Source organism: Pseudochrobactrum mosebachae (genome assembly GCF_048914685.1).
Classification (GTDB): domain Bacteria; phylum Pseudomonadota; class Alphaproteobacteria; order Rhizobiales; family Rhizobiaceae; genus Pseudochrobactrum.
Genome location: NZ_CP128408.1, coordinates 1,187,699 through 1,206,990, shown reverse-complemented (window position 1 = coordinate 1,206,990; position 19,292 = coordinate 1,187,699). Strand labels below are relative to the sequence as shown.

At 51.5% G+C, this 19,292-nt stretch carries 17 protein-coding genes; 14 read left to right on the top strand and 3 right to left on the bottom strand.

The features are described 5' to 3' along the window. Window position 1: 1 nt before the first annotated feature. The 4 genes from MP213Fo_RS05590 to MP213Fo_RS05575 all read left to right on the top strand — a co-directional run bounded on the left by MP213Fo_RS05590 (window position 2) and on the right by MP213Fo_RS05575 (window position 4,198). Entirely contained in the window at window positions 2-859 is an 858-nt protein-coding gene (locus MP213Fo_RS05590; protein WP_421091024.1) for an ABC transporter permease, read from the top strand. Then, window positions 856-1,887 carry an ABC transporter ATP-binding protein gene (locus tag MP213Fo_RS05585; RefSeq protein ID WP_421090659.1) on the top strand — a complete coding sequence of 344 codons (1,032 nt, stop codon included), beginning with the start codon at window positions 856-858 and terminating at the stop codon, window positions 1,885-1,887. The genes MP213Fo_RS05590 and MP213Fo_RS05585 overlap by 4 nt, the downstream gene beginning before the upstream one ends. Further along, window positions 1,884-2,735 (top strand): ATP-binding cassette domain-containing protein, encoded by an 852-nt coding sequence (locus MP213Fo_RS05580; RefSeq protein WP_421090658.1) that lies wholly within the window; start codon window positions 1,884-1,886, stop codon window positions 2,733-2,735. The genes MP213Fo_RS05585 and MP213Fo_RS05580 overlap by 4 nt, the downstream gene beginning before the upstream one ends. Before the next feature lie 77 nt (window positions 2,736-2,812). Next, the gene (locus MP213Fo_RS05575; protein WP_421090657.1) at window positions 2,813-4,198 is read left to right on the top strand and encodes an amidase; all 1,386 of its coding nucleotides are present in this window, start codon (window positions 2,813-2,815) and stop codon (window positions 4,196-4,198) included. A 6-nt stretch (window positions 4,199-4,204) separates the two neighbouring features. Here the strand turns inward: MP213Fo_RS05575 and MP213Fo_RS05570 are convergent, their stop codons facing one another. The 3 genes from MP213Fo_RS05570 to MP213Fo_RS05560 form a co-directional block, all read right to left on the bottom strand. Beyond that, window positions 4,205-5,860: an alpha/beta hydrolase gene (locus MP213Fo_RS05570; protein ID WP_421090656.1), complete on the bottom strand. Its 1,656-nt coding sequence runs from the start codon at window positions 5,858-5,860 to the stop codon at window positions 4,205-4,207. 86 nt (window positions 5,861-5,946) lie between these two features. Beyond that, window positions 5,947-6,720, bottom strand: coding sequence for a hypothetical protein (locus tag MP213Fo_RS05565; protein ID WP_421090655.1), 774 nt, complete (start codon window positions 6,718-6,720; stop codon window positions 5,947-5,949). A 159-nt stretch (window positions 6,721-6,879) separates the two neighbouring features. After that, window positions 6,880-7,695 (bottom strand): IclR family transcriptional regulator, encoded by an 816-nt coding sequence (locus MP213Fo_RS05560; protein ID WP_421090654.1) that lies wholly within the window; start codon window positions 7,693-7,695, stop codon window positions 6,880-6,882. A 253-nt stretch (window positions 7,696-7,948) separates the two neighbouring features. On the opposite strand from MP213Fo_RS05560, the gene MP213Fo_RS05555 reads away from it, so the two are divergent. The 10 genes from MP213Fo_RS05555 (at window position 7,949) to MP213Fo_RS05510 (ending at window position 19,280) form a co-directional block, all read left to right on the top strand. Continuing rightward, the gene (locus tag MP213Fo_RS05555; RefSeq protein ID WP_421090653.1) at window positions 7,949-9,025 is read left to right on the top strand and encodes an ABC transporter ATP-binding protein; all 1,077 of its coding nucleotides are present in this window, start codon (window positions 7,949-7,951) and stop codon (window positions 9,023-9,025) included. Further along, the gene (locus tag MP213Fo_RS05550; protein ID WP_421090652.1) at window positions 9,022-9,900 is read left to right on the top strand and encodes an ABC transporter permease; all 879 of its coding nucleotides are present in this window, start codon (window positions 9,022-9,024) and stop codon (window positions 9,898-9,900) included. Before MP213Fo_RS05555 ends, MP213Fo_RS05550 begins: the two co-directional genes overlap by 4 nt. A gap of 3 nt (window positions 9,901-9,903) precedes the next feature. Next, on the top strand, window positions 9,904-10,698 hold the full coding sequence (locus MP213Fo_RS05545) for an ABC transporter permease (protein WP_421090651.1): 795 nt from the start codon (window positions 9,904-9,906) through the stop codon (window positions 10,696-10,698). A 6-nt stretch (window positions 10,699-10,704) separates the two neighbouring features. Further along, window positions 10,705-11,049, top strand: coding sequence for a (2Fe-2S)-binding protein (locus MP213Fo_RS05540; RefSeq protein ID WP_421090650.1), 345 nt, complete (start codon window positions 10,705-10,707; stop codon window positions 11,047-11,049). Continuing rightward, window positions 11,042-12,448, top strand: coding sequence for an FAD-dependent oxidoreductase (locus tag MP213Fo_RS05535; RefSeq protein ID WP_421090649.1), 1,407 nt, complete (start codon window positions 11,042-11,044; stop codon window positions 12,446-12,448). Before MP213Fo_RS05540 ends, MP213Fo_RS05535 begins: the two co-directional genes overlap by 8 nt. After that, window positions 12,448-13,596 carry an NAD(P)/FAD-dependent oxidoreductase gene (locus MP213Fo_RS05530; protein WP_421090648.1) on the top strand — a complete coding sequence of 383 codons (1,149 nt, stop codon included), beginning with the start codon at window positions 12,448-12,450 and terminating at the stop codon, window positions 13,594-13,596. The genes MP213Fo_RS05535 and MP213Fo_RS05530 overlap by 1 nt, the downstream gene beginning before the upstream one ends. A 50-nt stretch (window positions 13,597-13,646) precedes the next feature. Then, entirely contained in the window at window positions 13,647-14,693 is a 1,047-nt protein-coding gene (locus tag MP213Fo_RS05525) for an ABC transporter substrate-binding protein (RefSeq protein ID WP_421091023.1), read from the top strand. A 291-nt stretch (window positions 14,694-14,984) separates the two neighbouring features. Further along, window positions 14,985-15,671, top strand: a complete 687-nt coding sequence (locus MP213Fo_RS05520) for a GntR family transcriptional regulator (RefSeq protein WP_421090647.1) — start codon at window positions 14,985-14,987, stop codon at window positions 15,669-15,671. Window positions 15,672-15,884: 213 nt separating this feature from the next. Further along, window positions 15,885-17,459 carry an ABC transporter substrate-binding protein gene (locus MP213Fo_RS05515; protein WP_421090646.1) on the top strand — a complete coding sequence of 525 codons (1,575 nt, stop codon included), beginning with the start codon at window positions 15,885-15,887 and terminating at the stop codon, window positions 17,457-17,459. A gap of 249 nt (window positions 17,460-17,708) precedes the next feature. Then, window positions 17,709-19,280 carry an ABC transporter substrate-binding protein gene (locus MP213Fo_RS05510; protein ID WP_421090645.1) on the top strand — a complete coding sequence of 524 codons (1,572 nt, stop codon included), beginning with the start codon at window positions 17,709-17,711 and terminating at the stop codon, window positions 19,278-19,280. Window positions 19,281-19,292: the final 12 nt, after the last annotated feature.

Below are 19,292 nucleotides of genomic sequence, written 5' to 3'. Positions count from 1 at the left end.
TATGCCGAGCCTTTCCCGCCGTAGCAAAGCTGTGTTTCTCTCTGTGCGTATGAGCCGCAGCCTGATGATAGGGCTGGTGATCACGGCATTATTGTTGGCGCTGGCATTGCTGTCACTGGTCTGGACACCGTATTCACCAACCGCCATGAAAATTCTGCATAAGCTTCAGGGGCCTTCAGCACTGCACTGGCTTGGCACCGATGCTTTTGGCCGTGATGTTTTGTCGATGCTGATGGTGGGAGCGCGCAATTCACTGTCAGTAGCGCTGATTGCCGTGGGGGTGGGGATCGGTATTGGCGTACCGCTCGGCGCTTTCGCTGCAGCGCGCGGCGGTATGGTTGATGGTTTTGTGATGCGCCTGACCGATCTGGCTTTTGCCTTTCCGGCACTCCTCACTGCGGTGATCATTACCGCAGTGTTTGGCCCCGGTGCGGTTAATGCCATGCTGGCAATCGGGATTTTTAACATTCCGGTTTTTGCCCGTATTACGCGTGGTGCATCCATGGGGATGTGGAAGCGCGATTATGTGCTGGCAGCACGCTGTGCAGGGCGCAGTGAGACGGCCATTATCTTCGACCATATCCTGCCAAATATTGGCCATGTGCTGATTGTGCAGGCCACGATCCAGTTTGCACTGGCAATTGTTGCCGAGGCGGGGTTATCCTATGTCGGGCTTGGTACCCAGCCGCCCCATCCGAGCTGGGGCAAGATGCTTAATGATGCGCAAACCTATATTTATGATGCCCCGCATTTGGCAATTTTTCCCGGATTGGCCATTACATTTGCGGTGCTAGGGCTGAATATGCTCGGCGACGGGTTGCGCGATATGCTTGACCCCAAAATCCGGAGGCAGCGATGACACAAACGCTGCTTAAAGTCCGTGATCTCTCTGTTGTTTTGCCTGCCGATCCTTTGCAAAAGACCAGCCGCGATGGCCAGATTTTATCCACGATTAATCTGACACTCAATCGTGGTGATCGCTTGGGGCTGGTTGGGGAATCCGGCTCTGGAAAATCGATGACAGCGCTGGCACTGATGGGCTTGCTGCCACCGCAAATGAGCATGAGCGGTACTATAGAATTGGCCGGTCAAAATCTGGCGATGCTGCCGGAACAGCAGCTTTGCGCGATCCGCGGACGCCGGATGGCGATGATCTTTCAGGAGCCGATGACAGCGCTGAACCCGATCAAAACGATCGGCGCACAAGTGAGCGAAGGGCGTCGTTTGCATTTTGGCGAGAACCGCAGTGATGCAGAGAAAACGGCCCGGAGCTTGCTTGATCGTGTCGGGCTTCATGGTGCGCGCTTTGGTCTGGAGCTATATCCGCATCAGCTATCCGGCGGCCAACGCCAGCGTGTGATGATTGCTATGGCACTTGCCTGCGAGCCTGAAGTGCTGATTGCAGATGAACCGACCACCGCGCTTGATGTGACAGTGCAGGCGCAAATTCTTGATCTGCTGGATGAGTTGATTGATGAGAGTGGCACAGCGCTGCTGCTGATTACCCATGATCTTGGTGTTGTCTCGCAAATGACCGATCGTATTGCCGTTATGTATGCGGGGCGGGTGGTTGAAACCGGTGAGACACAAGATGTTTTTCACCAGATGGCACATCCTTATACACGCGGTCTATTCGCAGCCTCCCCACATAGCCTGAGCCTTTTGCCTGCTCCCGCAGATTTGTCAAAGCGCCAGCGCCTCACTGCCATTGCAGGGGTGGTACCTGATCCGTTCAGCCGGCTGGAGCAATGTAATTTTGCCGATCGTTGCGGACTTGTACAAAGTGATTGCCGCAAAAGCGTACCGGCGCTTGCCGATGCACAGACCGGAAACGCAAGTCATCAGGTCGCGTGTCTTCATCCGTTCACGGATGAGGTGTTGAGATGAAAATTGATGTAAAGCCACCATTGCTTGAAATGCGCAATGTCGTACGTGACTATATGCTGCCAAAGCAGTCATTGTTGTCAAAGCCGCAAAATTTGCGGGTGCTGCACGGTGTGAGCCTGACTTTAAACGCCGGTGAAAGCCTTGGTATTGTGGGTGAATCCGGATCAGGCAAGTCCACCTTGGCGCGCACGGTTATGGCGCTGGAAAAGCCGCAGGCCGGTACAGTTGCGATCAACGGGCAGGATATTTACAGTCTTGACCGCAACGCGCTGAAAACGGCACGCAGACAATTTCAGGCGATATTTCAGGACCCTTATGGCTCGCTTGATCCGCGCCATAAAATACGACGCATCCTTGCGGAACCAGTCCTGTCGCTGGAAAACAATACACCGCCAGAGCTGCGGGAGCAGCGTATTACGCAAGTATTGGAGGCGGTTGGTCTATCATCGGCCTATGCCGATAAATATCCGCATGAGTTTTCCGGTGGTCAGCGCCAGCGTATTGCCATTGCCAGAGCATTGATCACCAGACCATCGCTGATTGTGGCTGATGAGCCTGTTTCGGCGTTGGATGTGTCTATACAGGCGCAGGTTCTGAACCTGATGATGGATTTGCAAGAGCAGTTCGGCCTGTCTTATTTGTTTATTAGCCATGATCTGGGTGTGATGCGGGTGATAACCGATCGTGTGGCCGTGCTGCATGAGGGGCGCATTGTTGAGCAGGGGCGCACCAGCGAGGTCTTCGATAATCCGCAGCATCCTTACACCAAAGGATTGGTGAATGCGGTGCCAAAACCATTTTCTGACCGCCAGAACAGAAGAGTAAACAGAGCAGTAAAAAGTGAATAAAATGCATATTTAAATCATCAGGCTGGCACGACAAGGCATAAAAAAGAGCTGCGTGCGAGCGGATAAGGGGGGGGAATATGACGGATCTTGCCGATCTGAGCGCGATGGATATGGTTGCCGGTTTTGAAGCGCGCACAATTTCACCAGTAGAAGTAGTAAGAGCGGTGATAGGGCGGATTGAGGCCTGTGAGCCGCATTTGCATGCGCTCTGGGCGTTTGATCCTGAGGCCGCATTGCTTGACGCATCTTGCTCTGAGGCGCGGTGGATGCGCAATCAACCGCTTGGCGCTATTGACGGCGTACCACTGACAATCAAAGAAAATATTGCCACTACAGGCCTGCCTATACCGCTTGGTTGTGCGGCGACCATGCTGGTTCCGGCACTGCGTGATGCGCCACCGGCTGCGCGATCAAGCGAGGCAGGCGGAATTCTGCTGGGCAAAACCACAATGCCCGATCTAGGCATGCTGTCATCCGGCCTGTCGAGCTTTCATGCTTTGGCGCGTAATCCTTGGGATATTACCACCAATCCCGGTGGTTCCAGTGCCGGAGCAGGGGCTGCCGCCGCTGCCGGTTACGGGCCTTTGCATATTGGTACCGATATTGGCGGCTCAATCCGGTTGCCTGCCGGATGGTGCGGGGTGGTTGGCTTGAAACCGTCTTTCGGACGCATCCCCATTGATCCGCCATTCATTGGCCGCGTGGCAGGGCCAATGACCCGCACAGTTGCGGATACCGCACTTTATATGTCGGTTTTATCGAAGCCGGATCGGCGTGATCCGATGAGCCTGCCCTATAGATCTGTTGACTGGCTTAATCTCGACAGGGATATCAAAAATCTGCGTATCGGCCTGTGGCTGGATGCAGGGTTTGGTGCTGTTGTCGAGCCGGAAGTGCGCGCTGCGGTGGAAGGTGCAGCCCGTGTGCTGGCGGATGCAGGCGCGATCATAGAGCGCGTTCCGAGCTATCTCACCCGCACTATGATTGACGGGCTGGACAGCTTTTGGCGTGCGCGGTCATGGGGCGATATTGAAAAAATGACGCCGGATAATCAGGCAAAGATTTTGCCTTATATTTATCAATGGGCTGAAGGTGGTAAAGACCTGAGCGGAGCGCAGGTTTATCAGGGGTTCGCGCAGATTGATGCCATGCGCTATGCAGCATTGGCGGCCATTGCGCCTTATGATTTTATTATCTCGCCAACCGCACCAATGCCGACTTATCCGGCAGAATGGGCATCGCCGCTAAATGATCCGCAGCTGCCTTTTGAGCATATTGCTTTTACGGTGGCCATGAATATGTCGGAACAACCGGCAATCTCGCTCAATTGTGGTTATACGGCCAAAGGCTTGCCGATCGGCCTGCAGATCATCGGTCAGCGTTTTGATGATCTGGGTGTTTTGCAGCTTGCACATAGCTATGAAAAACTTCGGCCACAGCAAAGACCGTGGCCGAAGTTCTAAATTTGATCAAGGCTTTGGCAGCTGGTCGATATAAAGCTGCTTGAGCCGGTCAATTTCAGCCTGTGGCCAGCTTACATCGGTAACCTCAACCCAACCGTCAATATAATGCTGTGGTGCATATACATGGCCATGACCAATCGGCGTGGTTGTAGACATTGCCAGATCAAGCGCCAGTTGCAGCATGCTCACTACAGGATACCATGTCAGCTGCGGTGAGACGTCAGGGCCACGCGGCTCTTTCATCCAATCCGGCTGGCGGTAAAAATCGCGCTGATTGAAAAAGGTAATCGGGTCACTGGCATATTGCAGATAAACGATACGCATCGGGCCCCATTCACTGCCGGGAATTTTCAGCGCATTATTCTGATTGGTAAAGCGGGCATAGGAACTGTCGCGAAACACTGGCAGCCATTCCGGAGTGCCTTCATTGCGGCTGTCGGTAATCGAGCGCCAGAGCCTGCTGGTAAATGGCGGGCCGCTCCATAATGCCCCTTGATAAGGATCGCCTAACACCTGAAACAGTTCTGAAGATTGTTGCGAATTCATCGCGCCGAGGCTCAGCCCGTAGAGATAGAGCTTAGGGCGCTGATCTTTAGGCAGTTTTGTCCAATAGTCATAGACGACATCAAATAAAGCGGTTGCGGTTTCACTGCCATAACCGGGCTCTACCAGCAAAGAGAGCCAGCTTGCCAGATAAGAATACTGGATGGCAACACTCGCCACATCGCCGTCATGGAGATATTCGAGCGGCCCCATCGCCATTTCGTCAACCCAGCCTGTGCCGGTAGGAATAGCAACAACCAGAACGGAGCGGTCAAATGCACCAACACGGATCATCTCATTCAGTGCCAGCTTGGCGCGGTCTTTGGGGGTTTTGGCTGAGCGCAAGCCAACATAAACGCGCAAAGGTTCTTTAGCGGCCTTACCGGTAAATGTTGCAATATCAGTCTGGCTGGGGCCAACACTGACAAATTCGCGCCCAGCTCTGCCCAACTCATTCCATTTGAGCAGCGAGGCGGAGCTGCCGCTTTTCAGCAGGTCTTTCGGCTGCTGGCTTTCTGCTTCAATCAGAGCGTCAAATTCACGATAGGAGGAATCGGCAATATGCAGCGCTGAACGAAACAACACCCCATTGATGGCGGTGCCAAAAATAATTGCCGCCAGTACAAAGCCGATAAACCGTGACAGCCGTGGCGGGATATAGCGGTTGAGATTGCTGCTGGCGATGCGGTAAATCATCTGGAATATGCGCGCGAGCGCGATCAGAATGATGAAGGTTATCAGTGCAATCAGGCCGACTTTAAACGGATGAGCACTTTCAACAGGGGGTAATCCCATCAGCAGGCGCACAGAGTTCTGACCATCTGAGGCTGACCACAGAAAGACGAGCGCAATGATGATGCTCACGGCCATTGCGGTGATTTTAACCAGATGCGAAATGCGTCCATGCAGTTTAGGCAATTCAAGATATTGCCAAAGCCATAATAACAAGGTGCCGATACCATAGCCTGCAGCAAAACAGGCACCCGAAAGCGCTCCTTGCGTTATATATGTGCGCGGCAACAGCGATGGCGTCAGCGATGCGGCAAAAAATAATGTGCCGAGCAATAAGCCTGTGAGTGAGAGCGAGCTCCAGAATTTTTCCAGCCATGCAGGTTTCATCTGTCGTCTTTCCTTTTTAGGCTTATGTGCTGATTGTATTTGACGATATAATTTTATGTGCCGGATTGATAGTCTGCGTTGAGGCCTCAATGCAGGGCACAAAGGCCTGTGCAGTCTGTGGATTTCATAGCATCCATAAAGCGCTCGGCAGAGAGACTAGCCGTGTTGCTGAGGTTTGGTTTGACTGTTTCAATGATAGTCAGCAAGGTTTTACGGTCTTGCAATGAAACGCTTTTGGCGATCGCCGGTGCATGATCGGCCAGCGCTAATGTGAGGCGCTCCTGATTAATCGCTTTCAGATCAGCGCTATGCAGCATCAGCGCTGTGCTGTTAATAACCTGCTGGATGCCGAGGCGTAACTGCAAAAGACCTGCAAGCCGGCCTTTGTAATCATCGTCTTTTTTGAGGGTTACCGCAAAATCATCTGCGGCTTCCAATGCCGCAGCAATAAAGCCTAGCATAGCCACCGAAGAGCGGCTGATTTCATCCTGAAATGCTGCGCTGTTTCTGGCAGCATCCGGCTCTTTATCCGCATCCGGCGAAAACAACACATAGGTCTTGGTCACTTGCGCCTGTTGTTGGATGATGTCCATTAGTACCGGTAGGTCTGTTGCCCGATAAGGCCCGCTGCCGATCACTGCCGGAACATCCCACAAAGCTTCAAGCGCCTTCGCATCCTGACTGTTGGACAGGCGCGGCAGAATTTTTTGCTGTTTAGCTGCTTCAAGGCGGATGATGAAGCCCTGCATGGCACTGTTAAGTGTGTCAGCGCCACTGGCAGGAACTTGTGCCTGTGCTGGCATGATGAACAGCAGCATAACACTGATGATAAGCGTACGTAAAAGAATGGAATATACCATAGATGGAAACCTGACCTCAGAACTGGTTTTGGTCTTTATAATACAAAACACATGGTAATTGGCATTTCTTTCTCGGTGTTGACGCAAGCTTGATCTGCTTTGGAGGCAATTCATTCTCAAGGCTGTGAAGCGTTTTTACATCAAAACACATGAAAGCGCTTAACGTGACAAGGCCTGGCTAGGGTAGCGTAAGGTCGGATCAAAGGGGTTGAGCTTACTGGAAATCAGCGCGGCTTCCTTTTTCAAAAGCTCAGTGATGGTATTTTGGCGCTGCTCAGTCAGGCGTGATGCAAGTGTGCCCACACTGAGTGCTGCCACTGCAATGCCATTTTGATCGAGCACGGGCACACCAAGACCGGCCATACCTTCAATCATGTCAAAATTCATTCGTGCCGAGCCGGTTTGTTGCACAGCTTCAATCATAATCCGTAAGTCTACCTCATCAATCGAGGCGCGATCGAGAATTCGCGGCATGTTGAAACGGATAATCGCCTCGCGCTCTTCTTCCGGCAAAAAAGCAAGAATGGCAATACTGCCCTGACCGATGCCAAGCGGCACTTTACCGCCGATATCTCCTGTGAACGAGCGGATCGGAAACGGGCCTTCTACACGGTCGAGGCAGACCACATCAAAACCATTGCGTACCAGCAAAAACACAGTGTCATTAAAAGTTGCAGACAGGCGCAGCAATGCAGGGCGGGCATAATCCAAGATGCCGTCGCGCTGGCGGGTTTGCGCTGCCATGCAGAAAAACTCGAGCGATAGGCGATAATATTTACAATCGCATAGTTGCTCCACCAGTCCTTCACTGATCAGGCTTTTAAGCAGTCGGTGAGTTGAGGGCTGGCTTAGCTCCAGATCACGCGCAAGATCAATCAGACGAATACCATCCCGTGAGCTTGCTGTCAGTCCTTTCAGAATCTGGATAGCTTTGATCAGGCTGGTGTTCACAGGGGATTTCGTATTTTCAGTCATTTCGAGGCTCTTAAAATATATAATTTCGTAGAATGGATTAAACTATACAATTTATTCCATAATAGAAAATAGAATTTGTCTAAACTGAGAAATCTCTGTCATTATTGTGTTGAATTATCGTCAGGACAGGCAATGCGCATAGTGCAGCTTTGGGAACCTGCGGCTTAAGCATGAGATGCTTGCATCAATGCACGGATTAAATTGAGAGCGGTTTATATGTTCTGATTTGAATATATCGCTCTAGGAGGCAAGCATGAGCTTTTTACATTTAAAACAGGTTTCCAAGATTTACGGAAAATTCACGGCCGTGAAAGATTTTGATCTCGCGGTTGAAAAAGGGGAGTTTATCTCTCTGCTTGGACCTTCCGGTTGCGGAAAAACCACCACATTGCAGATGGTCGCCGGGCTGGTGCCTTTGACCGCCGGCTCCATCATCCTTGATGGCCGCGATATCACCAATATTGCTCCGGCTCAGCGCCAGCTTGGTGTGGTGTTTCAGAGCTACGCTTTATTTCCGCATATGACTGTTGCACAAAATGTCAGCTTTGGTCTGGAAATGCGCAAAGTGCCTAAGGCCGAACGTGAAGCGCGCGTTAAAGAAACGCTGGGTCTTGTGCATTTGTCGGCACTGGCTGATCGCTATCCGCGTGAAATGTCCGGCGGTCAGCGCCAGCGTGTGGCCATTGCCCGTGCGCTGGTTATTAACCCGCCGGTTCTGCTGCTTGATGAGCCGCTGTCTAATCTTGATGCGCAGCTGCGTGAAGAAATGCAGTTTGAACTGCGCCGTATTCAGCGTGCTGTTGGCATTACCACGATTATGGTAACCCATGATCAAGCTGAAGCGCTGTCGATCAGTGACCGCGTTGTGGTGATGGAAAAGGGCGATATTACGCAGGTTGATACGCCTTATAAACTCTATGAACATCCGCGTAATAACTTCATCTCATCCTTTGTCGGTAAATCAAATTTCCTCACCGCACGTGTTGAAAAATCGGATGCCGGTACGCTGGTCAGCATTGATGAAACCCGGATGAAATTTGCGCCGGTTATCAATGAGAACTGGAAGCCGGATGCGCAGCAAGTGACTATTTGTGTGCGCCCGGAAAAGGTTGAGCTGAGTGCGCCTGCGGATGGTTTGATCGAGGGGAAAATCACTACGCGTTATTTCATGGGCAATCAGTGGCTGATTACGGTTGCCACCAAAGCCGGAAATATTGCGGTGGCGATTGCCAATCGTGGCACGCCGCCTGCCGCTGAAGGTGAGACGGTTGGTCTGGTCTGGAAACAGGAAGACTGCCGCGTGCTCCAGAGCGAGGCGCCACGACCATGACAGACAGTGCGGTTATAAAGCCTCAAACACTTCGTCAGACCGCGCCGTTTATTTTGTCGGCGCCGTCGATGCTGTTTTTTATCGGTCTGGTGCTGCTGCCGCTGGCGCTGACTGTTATTCTGTCCTTCAATACCTATAATTACACCACGGGTGTGGGGGATGGTTTTACCATTTCCAATTATGTGAAAGTACTGCAGGACGAATATTACCTGTCGATCTTTTTGCGCACCTTGCGCATTGCACTGATCACAACAATTATCGCCATGATTATTGGTGTGCCTGAAGCCTATATTCTGTCGAATATGCGCAAGCCTTGGCGCTCGATTTTTCTGCTTGTGATTATCGGCCCGTTGCTGGTTTCAGTGGTGGTGCGTACTTTTGGTTGGAGCATGCTGCTAGGCCGTACCGGTCTGGTCAATAGTACGCTTGGCATTTTCGGTATCGAGCCGTTGCAGCTGCTTTACACTGAAACCGCGATCATTATCGGTCTGGTGCATATTATGCTGCCATTCATGGTTATTCCGGTCTGGACTGTGCTGCAAAAGCTTGACCCGACTGTTGAGGCCGCAGCACTCACACTTGGTGCATCGCGCTTTACAGCCTTACGCCGGATTGTTTTTCCGCAGGCAATGCTTGGTATTTTGTCCGGCAGCCTGATCGTGTTTGCGCTTTCAGCCAGTGCTTTTGCGATCCCGGGTTTGCTCGGCGGGCGTCGTTTGAAAATGGCGGCAACCGTTGTTTATGACGAGTTCATGATCGAGCTGAACTGGCCGCTGGGTGCTGCAATCGCCATTATTGTTCTAGTTGCCAATCTCGCGATTATGCTGGCTTACAACCGCATTATCGAACGTCAGGCCAAACGGAAGCTGGGTTAAGACATGCAGAAAAATGGTTCTGTCGCAATGCTGTTTCACACGCTGGTTGTGATCTTTATGCTCGCACCGATGGTCGTGGTTTGTCTGGTGGCTTTCACACCTGAAAACACCCTGACCATGCCGTGGAACGGCTTTTCGCTTCGCTGGTTTAAGGCAGTTTTTGCCCATAAGGATTTTATGGATTCGTTCTCGAACAGTGCCCGTCTTGCGCTGTTATCGGCCACGATTTCTACAATTCTGGCAGTGCCGTCAGCCATTGCTATCACCCGTTATTCCTTTCGCGGACGTGATGCTCTCAATGCGCTGTTTTTGTCACCGCTGATCATTCCGCATCTGGTGCTGGGCGTCGCATTTTTGCAGCTGTTCTCATTGCTGGGGCTCACAGGTTCATTCGCCTGGCTGGTGGCAACTCATGCGATTATCGTAACGCCTTATGCGTTGCGGCTTATTCTAGCGTCGCTGAGCAGTATGGATCAGAATGCTGAAAGTGCAGCCCGCACACTTGGTGCCGGAGAATGGACAGTGTTCCGCCGCATTACTTTGCCTCTGCTGTTGCCGGGCGTGAGCGGCGGCTGGTTGCTGGCCTTCATCAATAGTTTTGACGAGCTGACGATGTCGATTTTCGTGACCTCACCGTCGACCGTAACCCTGCCGGTACGCATGTATATGTATGCCAGTGAATCGATCGATCCGATGATGGCTGCGGTTTCGGCATTGATGATCCTTGTTGCGCTGGTAGCGATGATTATTCTGGATCGTTTGTTCGGCCTTGATCGTTTGCTGGTCGGAAAAGGCTGAGCTCAGATGTCCGCGCCAAGTGCACAACGCGCACAATTTATCCGCCGTTACCGGCATGATGCAGCCTTGATACCGTTCACACTGAACGGTGAGCTGCATCATGGCCGCGCGGGAGATACTGTGCTGACAGCGATCATGACCATTGACGGGCACGTGCGGCAGACCGAATTCAGCGGTGAAAACCGTGCCGGATTTTGTCTGATCGGCGCCTGTCAGGATTGTGTGGTGCTGAGCGGTGAGGGCGAGCGTATCCGCGCCTGCACCACGCCTCTGATTGCGGGTATGTGCTTTGTCTCCGGCTCACATGCATTGGAGACATTACACTGCCAACGGGAAGCCGGCCATGAGTGAACATATGCAACCCGTGATCGTTGGTACAGGGCCTGCCGGTATCCGTGCTGCGCAATGTCTGGTTAAGGCCGGATTGCGTCCGCTGGTTCTGGATGAGGCTGTGCGCAGTGGCGGTCAGATTTACCGGCGCCCGCTGGTGGATGACGGTCGCTCCTATAAAAGCCGATATGGTTCGGAAGCGGCCAAAGCCAAAGCTCTCCATGATACATTTGAGGCGCTACTTCCGCAGATAGATTATAGGCCGGATACACTGGTCTGGAACATGTCCGGCAATGGCCAGCCGTGCCAGCTTGATATTTTATCGACCCGGCAAAAGCTTCACCGTCAGGTTCCCTTCGACCAGATCATTTTATGCACCGGCGCAACAGATCGGGTTCTGCCGTTTCCGGGCTGGACAAAGCCCGGCGTCTATACGCTTGGTGCATCCCAGACCGCACTAAAAGCCCAAGGAGTTACTATTGGTAACCGGTTGGTGTTTATGGGGTCGGGGCCGCTGCTTTATCTGGTGGCCTGGCAATATATGAAGGCTGGCGCAAAGGTTGCAGCCGTACTGGATACAGCACCGTTATCGGCAAAATTTAATCTGGCAAAACTGCTGCCACTTGCCCCGCGGATTGCAGCGCTGGGTGTAAAATATGCTATACAGCTGCGTCTTGGCGGCGTCAAAGTGCATTATAATGTGCGTCCGGTGGCAGTGCAGGGTGACGAGCATATTGAAGCGGTTCGTTTTCGTAGCCAGAACAGTGACAAGGTACAGACAATAGACTGTGATGCGCTGGCCTATGGTTTTGCTTTGCGGCCTGAAACGCAGCTCGCTGATCTTGCAGGTTGTGCGTTCAACTTTAATGAGCGCGACCGGGCATGGCTGCCTGAGCGCGATCTTAATGGCCGCAGCAGCAGGCGCAATATTTATCTGGCCGGTGACGGCAGTGGTATTGCCGGTGCTGATGCAGCGGAGATTGCCGGTGAACTGGCGGCGATGGCCTTGCTTGAAGATCGTGATGAGAATTTTGATAGCGGGCGGCGTGAAGCGCTGATACGCGGCTATCAGGCAATCATCCGCCAGCGGGATGTGTTGGAAAAAATGTTCCCGTTTCCTGCTGACTGGTTCGAGACGGTGTCGGATGAAACTGTGCTGTGCCGCTGTGAAGAAATTAAACTCAGCGAAGCCCGCGCTGCAATGAACAGCGGACAGGTGCGAGAAATCAATCGCCTGAAAGCGCTGAGCCGGGTTGGCATGGGGCGCTGTCAGGGGCGGATGTGCGCGGCAGCCGCTACAGAATTATTGTCATCCGCACTGGATGTTGAGGCTGGTAAAGTCGGACGTTTGCGTGCGCAGGCACCGGTTAAACCGATACCGCTTGGTTTTGCTGCTCCGTATCAGCAGGAGATTGACTGATGGTGCAACGATACAAAGCAGATGTGGTGATTATCGGCGGTGGTCTGGTGGGCAGTTCTGCGGCATTGGCACTACGCCAAGCTGGTTTATCGGTCATTTTGCTCGATAAAGGCTTTTGTGGGGCGCAGGCCAGTGGTGTCAATTATGGCGGCGTGCGTCGTCAGGGACGTGCTGTTGAGCAATTGCCGCTGTCGCAACGATCCCATCAAATATGGCCACAATTGCCACAGCTCATTGGTATTGATGGTGAATATCAGCGCAGTGGCCATTTGAAACTGGCACGGACCCAAGCAGAATTTGCCAAGCTTGAAGCCTATGCAGCAGTTGTTCGTCCGCACGGGCTGGAGCTTGAGCTGCTAAGTGGTGCTATGGTTAAAGCGCGTCTGCCATGGCTCAGCGGTGATGTTGCTGGTGCATCGCTGTGTGTAGAAGATGGCAGCGCTAATCCGCGCCTTGTTTCTCCGGCGTTTGCCCGTGCTGCTGAGCGTCATGGTGCGGTGGTAATGGAACATATGCCGGTGCGTGATGTGCGTGCAACCGGACATGGTTTTGCCGTGCTTGCAGGGCAGAACAATAATGAGATCGAGATTAGCTGCACGCAACTGATTAACAGTGCCGGCGCATGGTCGGATAAATTTGCAGCGCTTTTTGGTGAACCTGTGCCGTTGGTGCGCATGTATCCCTCCATGGTGGTAACGGAGCCTTTGCCATATCGCCTGCCTTTGAGTATGGGCGAGCAAAGCGGCAGTTTTTATGGTCGTCAGGTTACGCGCGGCAATTATGTAATGGGTGGCGGACGGGCGAAGGTACTGGCCGATCCGGATTATTCGCGCCCGTCTGTTATGGCTGCCTCTGAAGTGATGCAGCGTGCAATAGCCCTGTTTCCTCACCTGAAAACTGCGCAAGTCATACGCTTCTGGTCGGGAACCGAAGCGGAAATGCCGGATGATAATCCGGTTCTGGGGCCGAGCAAAACAACGCCCGGCCTTTACCACGCATTCGGCTTTTGCGGCGCTGGCTTTCAGACCGCGCCGGGCGTGGGTGCTGTGCTGTGTGATCTGGTCACCAGCGGCGAAACCTCAACACCAATTGAGGCTTTCGCAATTGACCGGTTTGCACCGGTGGCCATTCCGGCAATCGGTGCGTGAGTTTCTATTTTAAACCAAAGGGGAAGAGCATGAAATTGAATAACACAATGATGACCTCAGCCGTTGCGCTGATGGCTTTCGGTCTTGCGCAGGCTGCCGGGATCAGCGGTGCGCAGGCAGCAAGCAAAACCTTGTATCTTGGTATGAATGGCGGCAATTATGAGCGCCTTTATACTGAGCATGTTTTGCCTGCATTTGAAGAAGCCAATGATGTTAAAGTGGTGATTGTACCGGGCACATCGGCTGATATTCTTGCCAAGGCAACCGCTGCCAAAGACAATCCGCAGATGCATGTTATGCTGCTGGATGACGGTGTGATGGTGCGCGCTATCGGTGCGGGTCTGTGCGAAAAGATCAATGCTGATCCGGTTCTGGATGAAGTTCCGGCTATTGCCCGTCTGAAAGACGATATGGCAGTGGGCGTTGATATGGGCATGACCGGTCTTGCTTATAATACCAAGCTTTTTGAAGAAAAAGGCTGGGCAGCACCGACATCATGGATGGATATGGCTGATCCTAAATATGGCAAAACCGTTGTGTTCCAGTCGGCTTCCGCATCGAGCTTTGGTTTGCATGCCTTCCTGATGTTCAACCGCATTCAGGGCGGCGATGAAACCAATGTTGAGCCGGGCTTTGAAAAATTCACGGATACCATTGGCAAAAACGTGCTGGAATTCATTCCAAGTTCGGCTAAGATTTCAGAAATGGTACAGACCGGCGAAGCCTCAATGTTCCCGCTCACACCAACCGGTGTGAACAATCTGAAGAGCAAAGGCATTCCGGTTGATTATATTCAGCCAAAGGAAGGCTCGATCGTTCTTGCAGTGACCGAATGTGTGATTGCAAAAAACAGCGAACCGGAACTGAGCCAGAAACTGGCACTTTATCTGCTGTCGGCTGATGCGCAGAGCAAGGCGCTGAACAACGGTAACAGTATCCCTTCCAACAAAAATGCGAAAGCCGATACGCCGGAAGCCGCAGCCAAACTGGCAACTTTCCAGAAATATATGGAAACCGCAAATGTTCTGGATTGGGATGCCGTTAATGCCAACCGTCCAGAATGGAACAGCCGCTGGAACCGCACAATCGAACGTTAAGCTAACGAATTTTGAGCGTTTTCACTTTTCTTGAAATTGCTCTCAGTGCCGTATCGCATGATACGGCAGTTATATTAGCTACTTAACCTATACTGAAGCCCGCGATTTAAGATTGCGGGCTTTTTGTTTAAGGGGTTGATGTTTACATTTATTTGGCAGACATTCACATTCAGTAATCCATAACAATCATGTCGACATTGTCCGGTAAATAATTAAACAGGGGCGTGGCGCTCATCGTATGCTTTGTTATGGGCTGGTTGTGGTTGAAAATTGAGTTGAACTGGAGTTTCCATGTCTAAGGCAGAAGGTGCGCAAGCTACGCCGGCTAGTCAGATATTTGACAGGATATGGCTCTCTATTGCCGAGCGGCGCTTAAAGCCCGGTACCCGCCTCAAAGAAGAAGAGCTGGCAGAGATTTTTGATGTCAGCCGTGCCCGTATCCGTCAGGCTCTGGCAACTTTGGAGCGCGAGGGGCTGGTGACAATTCAGGCCAATCGCGGCGCCTTTGTCTCGGAGCCTTCGGTTGAAGAGGCGCGGGATGTATTTTATGCCAGACGTGCAATTGAGCATCGTGTTGTTGAGCGTTTATGCGAGCGTATCAGCAAAGAGCATATTCAGCGTTTGAATGCCCATGTCGAAGAAGAGCGTAATGCTGTCAGGCAAGGCAACAGAACAGATATTATCCGGTTATCGGGTGGGTTTCATCTGTTACTGGCAGAGCTTGCAGGCTCCTCATTTCTCTATGGTATTTTGAAAGATCTGATTTCCCGCACCTCACTGATTACTGCGGTGTACCGCTCAAAGCATTTGCATAATTGCGGGCCTGATGAGCATCAGGCAATTGTGGAGCATATTGCCCGCGGTAATGCGGATATCGCTATTAAAACAGTGATCGAGCATCTTGACCGTGTGGAATGTGAGCTGGAGCTGGAAGACGATAAAGACCAGTCCTATAATTTGCGTGCGGCACTGCTGTAAGAGTTCATAATTTTCTTGAAGCTATAACGCGGAGTTTTTTAAATTTCGCGAGCTTGTTGTTGCCTGCATTATTATTTGACGACAAATATGTTGACAATTTTGATGACATCAAACATCGTCCTCTGACAAATCTGCGCTTTCCGTAGGGAGCGTAATTACAGGAGCGGTTTGCGGAAGGGCGAGCTGTTTCCAATGTCGGCGAGAGGGACGGCTATGTCTTCAATTCTTAAAAAACTGCTTTTTTGTACTGTTGCGGCAATTGGTGCAGTTAGTATCAGCGCTGCATCTTTTGCGGAAACGCTGCGTTGGGCTGGTGCGCGTGATATTTTTTCACTCGATCCTTATTCCTATGGCAGCACGTCCAATTTGGCGTTTCTCAACCATATTTATGAAGGTCTGGTGCGCTATACACCTGAATTTGTTGTGGAACCGGCGCTGGCCACCAGCTGGGAGCTGATTGATAACAAGGTCTGGCGCTTTAAACTGCGCGAAGGCGTTAAATTTCAGGATGGCGCAGATTTCACCTCTGCGGATGTCGTTGCTTCGATGAAGCGTGTCAGCCATCCGACCTCACCACTGCGTGGCAATATTCCGTTATTTGTGGGGGCAACGGCTGTTGATGACTATACGGTTGATATTGAGGTGTCTTCACCGAGCCCGCTTTTTCTCAATGATATGACCAATATCTTCATGTTTGACGGTGACTGGCTGGTTAAAAACAACTCTGAAATGCCGACAAATGTGGGCGGTCAGGTTGAAGGTTACACCACGTTCCATACCAATGGCACAGGGCCGTTTAAACTGGAAAGCCGTGTGCCGGACAGTAAAACCATTCTGGCTAAAAATGACAGCTGGTGGGATACGCCAAAGCATAATCTCGACCGTGTTGAATTTACCCCGATTGCGTCACCGGCAACCCGTGTTGCGGCTCTGCTTTCCGGCGAAATTGATCTTGTTGATGGTGTGCCGTTGCAGGATGTGAAGCGCCTTGTCAGTACACCGAACATCCGCGTTGAGAAGCGTCCTGACCTGCGCACCATTAGTCTGGTCTTTAACCGCAAAGATAAACTCGCCGATGGCCGTGATAATTTCTTCAATGATATACGGGTGCGGCAGGCTGTTGATCATGCGATTGACCGTGAATTACTTGCCAAGCGTGTGATGCGTGGCATGACCCATACTGCGGGGACTGTCGTGGCACCTGAAATTCCGGGCTATACTAAAGAGCTGGATATTCCGACAAGATATGATCCGGAGCTGTCTAAAAAGCTGTTGGAAGAAGCCAATGCTGTCGGCACTGAGTTCACCTATCTGTGCATGAATGATGAGAGCGTGAATGAAGAAGATGTTTGCTCGGTTATTGTGACGATGCTGAGCAGGGTCGGTTTTAAACCGAAGCTGGATATCGCACCGCGTGCCGTTCAGGCACCAAAACGCTCAAGCGGTAAATCAGATATGTTTATGATCGGCTGGGCAAATGAGCCGACACTGGATGCTTATTCGATTCTGGTGCAAGTACTGTCATCACGCAAAGGCGCGGCGGGTGTGGCCAATTATGGCGGCTGGTCTTATCCCGAGCTGGATGCTTTGACAGAAAAAGCAGCACTTGAAATGGATCGTGATAAACGTTTGGCACTTCAAGCAGAAGCACTGGGTATTGTAAAATCGGAAGTGATCATGGTGCCGTTGCATCAGCAGCCTATGGCCTGGGGAATGACAGACAACGTAGAGGATGTCACCATTCGTGCCGACAATAAGCCGCGTCATTGGCTTACACGTGTAAAATAATAGTCTATTAACGACATTTAGTCATTCATTTGAGGCGCATTCAGCGTCCGCATAGAGGTGTGCGGACGCTGAGGTTTTTTTGGGCTCTCAATAACTAAATCAAAACACGAATAATGTTTATCATTTGAGTTTCGTTGTCACATATGTATACAATATAGTTGACAATAGTTTTTGAATTCCACACACTCCCCCTGTTCGGTTAGCCCACCATTAAGAGTGAGTGCCGAAAAAAACATTGGGGAACTAAAAATGAAATTCAAAAAAACGATCCTTGCGGGTCTGATGGCTATTGCACTCAGTCACACCGCAACTCTGGCTTCTGCTGAAACTTTGCGCTGGGGAGCTGGCCGCGATATTTATTCGCTTGACCCGTATTCCTATGGCGACAGCTACACGATCTCATTTCTCAATCACGTTTATGAAGGTCTTGTGCGTTATGACGCGGATCTGCAGCTGGAGCCGGCACTTGCAACCAGCTGGGAAATTACCGGAGATAATATCTGGCGGTTCCATCTGCGCAAAGACGTCAAGTTTCATGATGGTGCAGATTTTACCGCTCACGATGTGCTGGCTTCGCTCACGCGTGTTAGCCATGAAACATCGCCGTTACGTGGCAATTTGCCAGCCTATAAAGCCGCAAAAATCGTCGATGATCATACAATCGATATTGAGCTGACCGGCGCCTATCCGTTGCTGCTCAATGATCTGACCAATATTTTTATCTTTGATGAAACATGGCTGGTCAAAAATGACTCACTGCTGCCAACCGATGTTGGCGGCCAGAAAGAAGGCTATGCCACATATAATACCAATGGCACTGGCCCTTTTAAACTGGCAAGCCGTGCGCCTGACAGCAAAACAAGCCTGACCAAGTTTGATGGCTGGTGGGATAAGCCGCAGCATAATATCGACCGTATTGATTTTACGCCGATCACCTCAGCTGCTACCCGGGTGGCGGCACTTCTTGGTGGTGATCTCGACTTTTCAGAATCTGCACCAAGTCAGGATCTTGCCCGCCTTGCTGCGGCACCGGGCTTGCGCTTGCTTGAGCGCACGGACCTGCGCACCATTATGGTCGGCTTTAACCGGGCTGAAAAATTATACAATGGTACGGAGAACCATTTCAACAAACTGGGCGTGCGGCAGGCATTTGCTCATGGTTTGGATATGGAGCTGATCAAGAGGCGTGTCATGCGCGATAAATCGCGGAATGCAGGAGCGATCATTGCCCCCGAAATCCCGGGCTATATAGCTGAGCTTGATACATTGGCTGGCTATGATCTTGATAAAGCTAAGGCATTGCTGAAAGAAAATGGCGCGGAAGGCTTTCCTTTCACGCTGGTCTGTACCTATGAAAATTATCTTAATGAGGAAGAGCTGTGCAATAGCATGGTTTCTATGCTCACCCGTGCAGGCATGAAACCGGCGCTGGATATCGGTCCGGCGGCAGTTCAGGCGCCGAAGCGTACCAAGGGTCAATCTGATGTCTATTTGCTGGGTTGGGCCAATGAGCCGATGCTCGACAGCTATTCAATCCTGATGCAGATGATTCAGTCTAAATCCGGTGTTGCCGGTGTATTTAACTGGGGCAACTGGTCATACCCTGAAATCGACAGCCTGATTATACAGGCATCAACCGAGATGGATCGGGAAAAGCGTCTGGCATTGCAGACCAAAGCGCTGGAAATGGCCAAGCAGGAAATTATCATGCTGCCATTACATCAGCAGCCGATCTCATGGGTGATGACCGACAAAGTGGAAAGCGTTGTGCAGCAGGCTGATAACAAGCCGCGCCATTGGCTGACTATGCTTAAAAAATAACTGAAACAGCCT

What these genes read in the sequence shown, in the direction of transcription:
- MP213Fo_RS05515 (WP_421090646.1), top strand. Translation starts at nt 15,885, where the DNA reads ATGTCTTCAATTCTTAAAAAACTGCTTTTTTGTACTGTTGCGGCAATT.
- MP213Fo_RS05530 (WP_421090648.1), top strand. Translation starts at nt 12,448, where the DNA reads ATGGTGCAACGATACAAAGCAGATGTGGTGATTATCGGCGGTGGTCTG.
- MP213Fo_RS05570 (WP_421090656.1), bottom strand. Translation starts at nt 5,860, where the DNA reads ATGAAACCTGCATGGCTGGAAAAATTCTGGAGCTCGCTCTCACTCACA.
- MP213Fo_RS05545 (WP_421090651.1), top strand. Translation starts at nt 9,904, where the DNA reads ATGCAGAAAAATGGTTCTGTCGCAATGCTGTTTCACACGCTGGTTGTG.
- MP213Fo_RS05540 (WP_421090650.1), top strand. Translation starts at nt 10,705, where the DNA reads ATGTCCGCGCCAAGTGCACAACGCGCACAATTTATCCGCCGTTACCGG.
- MP213Fo_RS05560 (WP_421090654.1), bottom strand. Translation starts at nt 7,695, where the DNA reads ATGACTGAAAATACGAAATCCCCTGTGAACACCAGCCTGATCAAAGCT.
- MP213Fo_RS05590 (WP_421091024.1), top strand. Translation starts at nt 2, where the DNA reads ATGCCGAGCCTTTCCCGCCGTAGCAAAGCTGTGTTTCTCTCTGTGCGT.
- MP213Fo_RS05510 (WP_421090645.1), top strand. Translation starts at nt 17,709, where the DNA reads ATGAAATTCAAAAAAACGATCCTTGCGGGTCTGATGGCTATTGCACTC.
- MP213Fo_RS05525 (WP_421091023.1), top strand. Translation starts at nt 13,647, where the DNA reads ATGACCTCAGCCGTTGCGCTGATGGCTTTCGGTCTTGCGCAGGCTGCC.
- MP213Fo_RS05585 (WP_421090659.1), top strand. Translation starts at nt 856, where the DNA reads ATGACACAAACGCTGCTTAAAGTCCGTGATCTCTCTGTTGTTTTGCCT.
- MP213Fo_RS05565 (WP_421090655.1), bottom strand. Translation starts at nt 6,720, where the DNA reads ATGGTATATTCCATTCTTTTACGTACGCTTATCATCAGTGTTATGCTG.
- MP213Fo_RS05535 (WP_421090649.1), top strand. Translation starts at nt 11,042, where the DNA reads ATGAGTGAACATATGCAACCCGTGATCGTTGGTACAGGGCCTGCCGGT.
- MP213Fo_RS05555 (WP_421090653.1), top strand. Translation starts at nt 7,949, where the DNA reads ATGAGCTTTTTACATTTAAAACAGGTTTCCAAGATTTACGGAAAATTC.
- MP213Fo_RS05520 (WP_421090647.1), top strand. Translation starts at nt 14,985, where the DNA reads ATGTCTAAGGCAGAAGGTGCGCAAGCTACGCCGGCTAGTCAGATATTT.
- MP213Fo_RS05580 (WP_421090658.1), top strand. Translation starts at nt 1,884, where the DNA reads ATGAAAATTGATGTAAAGCCACCATTGCTTGAAATGCGCAATGTCGTA.
- MP213Fo_RS05575 (WP_421090657.1), top strand. Translation starts at nt 2,813, where the DNA reads ATGACGGATCTTGCCGATCTGAGCGCGATGGATATGGTTGCCGGTTTT.
- MP213Fo_RS05550 (WP_421090652.1), top strand. Translation starts at nt 9,022, where the DNA reads ATGACAGACAGTGCGGTTATAAAGCCTCAAACACTTCGTCAGACCGCG.